Origin of the sequence: uncultured Campylobacter sp. (assembly GCF_938045625.1) — a bacterium.
Classification (GTDB): Bacteria; Campylobacterota; Campylobacteria; order Campylobacterales; family Campylobacteraceae; genus Campylobacter_A.
In genome coordinates this window covers 1-4761 of the sequence record NZ_CALIAV010000080.1, presented here as the reverse complement: position 1 = coordinate 4761, position 4761 = coordinate 1, and the positions used below count along the sequence as shown (strand labels likewise).

Below are 4761 nucleotides of genomic sequence, written 5' to 3'. Positions count from 1 at the left end.
TTTGCTGCCGCAAAAGAGCTGCTCATGCGCTGGCAAAGCTCGCAAAACAAAAACACGCAGCAAATAATCCGCCACGCCACAAGAAAAATCAAAATTTAGCTTTTTGCACAGATACGTAAGTCGGCGGCTAAATTTGAGATGCAAATTTTATAAACTTATAACGCATTTTATAAATAAAAAACGGTTCAATCTGCCGCATAAAAGGTCAAGGCGAGCTTGATAGTCGCCGCAGAAAAAAGAACAAATTTACAGCCCCTGCCCGAAATCAAATTTGAGCCAAACCCGCAGCTATACGCAAATTTCAAAAGCTGCCGTGCTCAAATTTAAAGCAAAACACCCAAGCAAACCCAAAAATCAAAACGTCAAATTTAAGCCCTCACGCCCAAGCCGCAAGCAATCGCGTGATTTAAAAGTCAAATTTGCCTAGGCAAAAACCGAGCAAAATACCCCCCCAGCACGCAAGCATTGCAAACGGCCGAGCGTAAAATCTAGCCTGCAAAGATCCTAAAAGCCGCCCAGACGCAAAGAGCGCCGACTACAACGCCGACGGCAAAAGCTGAAGCGACGTAGAGTTTTTGCTTTTTTCTGATCTGCTCAAATTTCTTTTCGTGATGCTTTTTCACGCCCTCAAAGGTCAAATTTAAGATCTTTTCGTTCGTTTGATTTAGCGCATCGGCAAAGCTCTTTATCTGCTCGTCGTTGATATAACGCATGGTCTTGCGCGTCGCGTTGGCCAGGCGCTCGTAGTCCTCGCTGTTTTCCCAGAGCTCGACGACGGTGTTGTTTTCGATGCGCTCTTTTAGTTCTAGCGTCTCTTTTAGCTCGTTTTGTTCGACTAGCTGCGTTCCCATTGCGCCTCCTTAGTTGATAGTTCCTATTTTGTCGCCGTATTTTAGCTTTTGCTCGGCCGCTAGATCAAATTTGACCGCGCCCTGCTCGCTAAGGATGAGGATCGTCGAGCCCAGCTCAAACATCCCCAGCTGCTCGCCCTTTTTTGCACTTAAATTTTCGTATTCGTAGAGCGCGACGTTTCCGGCGCAGGCGTTAGTCTGTATGCGCGCGTCAAAGTCAAATTTCATCTTGCCCACGTTTAGCGCGCCGACAAAAACCAGCCACATCTTTTTGCCGCTTGCAAGCTCGCATTTTAGCACCACGCGCTCGTTTTTAGCGTAAAGATTTGGCACCTTTAGCAGCGCGCTGACGGCCACGCTATATAGCTCGCCAGGCACGTATAGCGCGGATAATATCCTCATATCGCAAGGCGCGTGGTAGCGGTGATAGTCGCGCGGGCTGAGGTAGATATTTACATACTCTAGCTCGGCGTCCCGCTCACTGCGGTCCATACTGTCTCCAAGAAGCTCTGCGATACCGTACTCATGCCCCTTGACGCTGATCGCCTTTAGCTCCTTGCTCGCTCCGCGCTCTAGGCACGTACCGTCGCTAGGGCTGATGAAAGCCTGCGGCGAAACGTCAAAATTTCGCGGACGCTGTAGCTCGCGGGTAAAAAGCGCCGTGAGGCTCTCGTACTCCTTTGGCTCTTTAAACTCGCCCATGTCGATTTTAAAGCCGCTTACGTATTTTTCGTTGATAAATGTTTGCAAAAATCTCGGAAATTTAACCGCCGCTACAAACCCGAATATCCTAGAAATAACTCCCCTCATACCTCTCCTTTTAGTCTTAATAACGAAATCTCGCTAGGCGCCATCACGCGCACCGGCGGCCCCCAAAATCCAGCTCCGCGGCTAACGTAAATTTGCGTTTTTTTGTTCGCGCGGTATAGCCCGGCGACGTATTTTTGATCGAGCTTTACTAGCAGCGAAAACGGGAAAATCTGTCCGCCGTGCGTGTGTCCGCTCACGACCAGATCCACGGGCGCGTTTTCGTCCATGTATTTTAAAAACTTAGGCTGATGAGCGAGCAAAACAGTAGGCAAATTTACGTCGCGACCGCCTAGAGCGGCGACTAGATCTGGCCCATACGCTTTAAATCTAAAGCCGATGATATCATAAACGCCGGCTAAATTTACCCCGCCCACGCGCGCATTTTCGTTGCCTAAAATTTTAAAATTCGTCGTCTCGCGGATCACTTTTAGCGTGCCCTCGATACCGTTATAGTACTCGTGATTACCCGGCACGTAAAAGGTGCCGTATTTGCTCTTTAGCTCGTTAAATGGCGCGATAAACTCAGCCAAACGGTGCGGCGGCAGATCCGCGATATCGCCCACGATCGCGACCGCGTCGGCACGAAGCTCGTTTACGCGCCTAGTTACCGCCCGCGCAAAGTCCGCCCCCAAAAAATCGCCCAGATGAATATCCGTTAAAACCGCGATTTTTAGCTCGCCATTTAGCCCCTTTAGCTCGATATCCTGCACTTTTACTTCGGGCAATTTTACGGCATTAAATATACCCCTAAAAAAGTAGCTAAACGCCAAAATAAGTATCGTAACGTCGAGGTAAAGACGCAAAAATTTACGCCTACTCTCGCTAAACGCGCGCTTGGTTACGGGACGAACCGTGAGCGCAACGACGTTCGTAAAAAGCACGAACGAAAAGATGATAAACGTCAGTGCCAGCATCAGCGAACAGGCGATGCGAAGGCTCGGACCCAAAAAGTTAAACCGCAGCGAAAAAGCCAGCGCGACGCCGCCGATGGCAAGCGTCAGGAAAAACAGCCCAAGCGCCCTTTTATGCGCGGCAATCGGCCTGAGCGCGGCATCTGCAAAAAGCCCGCGGTACGAAACGTAATTCATAAAAATGATGATTAAAGATGATAGAACATAAAACATTTCGTAAATTTAGCCAAAATTATTAAATATCTAACCACTGCGCGCGGCAAATTTAAGGAAATTTGAGCACAGCGGCAGGCGATTTTAGATTTTAAAGGCTGATGTTTCGGGCACAGCGAAATGCGCAGCCAAATATTTGTTTAAGTTATGCGGCGCGTATAAGCGACAAATTCGCTCTATGATTTAAGCGATGATGAGCGCGTACCGGCGGCGGTTTTACGAGGCGAAGGCGACGCGCACGAAAAGCGATTTATTCCGTTAGATTTAACTTTTCGTTGCTTTGGTTTTGACTACGCTTGCTCTTTATTTTGCAAATTTGAGCATTTCGGCGATAAATTTACGGCTTTTCGGGATGCGTTTTGAGATAAAATTTATGCGACTTAGCTTTATAAAATTTGCGACGAGACGAACGTCGAATTTTACCGTCCGAAGCGAATTTAGTTTGTAAATTTGACACAAAAGGAGCCAAATTCGGCTACTCCTGAATTAATTTTATAAATGTCACACCGTTAGATTTTAAAGCGTTTGCATTAATTTTTTCAGAACCGAACTGTAAAATATATCTATTGCCCGAAACCTCGTATAAAGCCATCAAAAAGCCGTCCAAGTCATCGCTTTTATTAGACCATGAACAGTCTTGCAAAAATTTACTTTTATTTTCATGAAAGCTAATGGAGTATGAAGGAGGAAAACTACTTCTTAAAAACCATATATCATTCAAATTTATTTTTCTACCGTTATAAGTGATCAAATGCTTATTTGTCACGTAAAATCCCTCGTGGATAAAGTTCATAATCTCGTAATATATTGCCACCAACAAAGCGATAATAAAAATTACGCAACATATTTTCATAAATACTCCGAGCTCTAAAAATAAAGCGCATGGAGGCCATATAAATAAGGCGCAAACGATGATCTTCAACACGCAAAAAAATCTAATAGAGCATAAATATTTATATAGCACCACCTCGCCCTCGTCGAGCTTGACATTTTCGGGCAGATCCGCCAGCTCGTCATCCAGCACCTTGCGCGTCAAATTCGGCTCACTCATCACCCGCATCCTGCGTTCGCACAATGAGGCTTTTTGGCAAGCTAAATTTATCGATCACTTCGCACTCTTTGGCCCTCATCTCGCCCGCATCATTTTCGTGATCGTAGCCTAGCACGTGAAGCAGCCCATGCGTGAAAAGCAGCGCCGTCTCGTCATCCTCGCAGTGGCCTAGCTCGGCGGCTTTGGCAGCGACTAGCTCGGTGTTTATCACGATACAGCCAAGCGGCGCGTGCAGCTGCATCTCAAGCGGGAAGCTCAGCACGTCCGTAGTCTCGTAGATGCCGCGCTGGCGGACGTTTATCTCCTTCATCTCCTCGGCACCCACGAAGCTTAGCTCCACCTCGCCCGCGGTCAAATAGTCGCAAATTTGATCCAAAATCCTCGGATAATCGTCCTCGCAAAGTATCATTTTTGGCTTGTCCTTAGTAAATTTTTGTATAATTTTAGCAAATTTAAAGGGCAAAATATGAAAAAAGCAGTTTGTATAATGAGCGGCGGTATGGATAGCACGCTTTGTGCTGTAATGGCAAAAAAGGCTGGATATGATATCGTAGCGCTTCATTTTGACTATGGACAAAGGACGATGAGGCGCGAGAAACGTGCGTTTGATGAGATATGTGAGCGACTAGGGGTTGCTAAAAAGCTTAGCCTTGATGTTAGCTTTATAGCACAAATCGGTGGAAATTCGTTAACAGATACCAGCATGAAAATAAGAAAAGATGGGGTAGAAAAAGATGTGCCAAATACTTACGTGCCTTTTCGAAATGGCATTTTTATCTCAGTCGCTGCTGCCCTTGCTGAAAAAGAAAATGCACAAGCTATCTATATCGGAGTCGTAGAAGAAGATAGCTCAGGATACCCAGACTGCAAAGAGAGCTTCATAAAAAGAATGAACGAAGCTATAAATTTAGGCACATCAGATAGC

General features: G+C 46.2%; 6 protein-coding genes. 1 reads left to right on the top strand and 5 read right to left on the bottom strand.

Features of this window, described 5'->3' with window-relative positions; translation table 11 throughout:
- Positions 1 to 488: 488 nt before the first annotated feature.
- The 5 genes from Q0386_RS07785 to ybeY all read right to left on the bottom strand — a co-directional run bounded on the left by Q0386_RS07785 (position 489) and on the right by ybeY (position 4245).
- Positions 489 to 851: a hypothetical protein gene (locus Q0386_RS07785; RefSeq protein ID WP_299029430.1), complete on the bottom strand. Its 363-nt coding sequence runs from the start codon at positions 849 to 851 to the stop codon at positions 489 to 491.
- A gap of 9 nt (positions 852 to 860) precedes the next feature.
- Positions 861 to 1661 carry a phosphatidylserine decarboxylase gene (locus Q0386_RS07780; protein ID WP_299029427.1) on the bottom strand — a complete coding sequence of 267 codons (801 nt, stop codon included), beginning with the start codon at positions 1659 to 1661 and terminating at the stop codon, positions 861 to 863.
- Positions 1658 to 2749, bottom strand: coding sequence for a metallophosphoesterase (locus tag Q0386_RS07775; RefSeq protein ID WP_299029424.1), 1092 nt, complete (start codon positions 2747 to 2749; stop codon positions 1658 to 1660). Before Q0386_RS07775 ends, Q0386_RS07780 begins: the two co-directional genes overlap by 4 nt.
- A 511-nt stretch (positions 2750 to 3260) precedes the next feature.
- Positions 3261 to 3839 (bottom strand): hypothetical protein, encoded by a 579-nt coding sequence (locus Q0386_RS07770; RefSeq protein WP_299029422.1) that lies wholly within the window; start codon positions 3837 to 3839, stop codon positions 3261 to 3263.
- On the bottom strand, positions 3829 to 4245 hold the full coding sequence (gene ybeY / locus Q0386_RS07765) for an rRNA maturation RNase YbeY (protein ID WP_299029419.1): 417 nt from the start codon (positions 4243 to 4245) through the stop codon (positions 3829 to 3831). Before ybeY ends, Q0386_RS07770 begins: the two co-directional genes overlap by 11 nt.
- A gap of 24 nt (positions 4246 to 4269) precedes the next feature.
- Here ybeY and queC point away from each other — a divergent pair.
- Positions 4270 to 4761: 7-cyano-7-deazaguanine synthase QueC (gene queC / locus Q0386_RS07760; RefSeq protein WP_299029414.1), on the top strand; the 492-nt coding region annotated here is incomplete at its 3' end.

Bases quoted from the DNA above. Each gene is read 5' to 3' on its own strand.
- ybeY (WP_299029419.1), bottom strand. From the start codon at position 4,245: ATGATACTTTGCGAGGACGATTATCCGAGGATTTTGGATCAAATTTGC.
- Q0386_RS07775 (WP_299029424.1), bottom strand. From the start codon at position 2,749: ATGAATTACGTTTCGTACCGCGGGCTTTTTGCAGATGCCGCGCTCAGG.
- Q0386_RS07785 (WP_299029430.1), bottom strand. From the start codon at position 851: ATGGGAACGCAGCTAGTCGAACAAAACGAGCTAAAAGAGACGCTAGAA.
- Q0386_RS07780 (WP_299029427.1), bottom strand. From the start codon at position 1,661: ATGAGGGGAGTTATTTCTAGGATATTCGGGTTTGTAGCGGCGGTTAAA.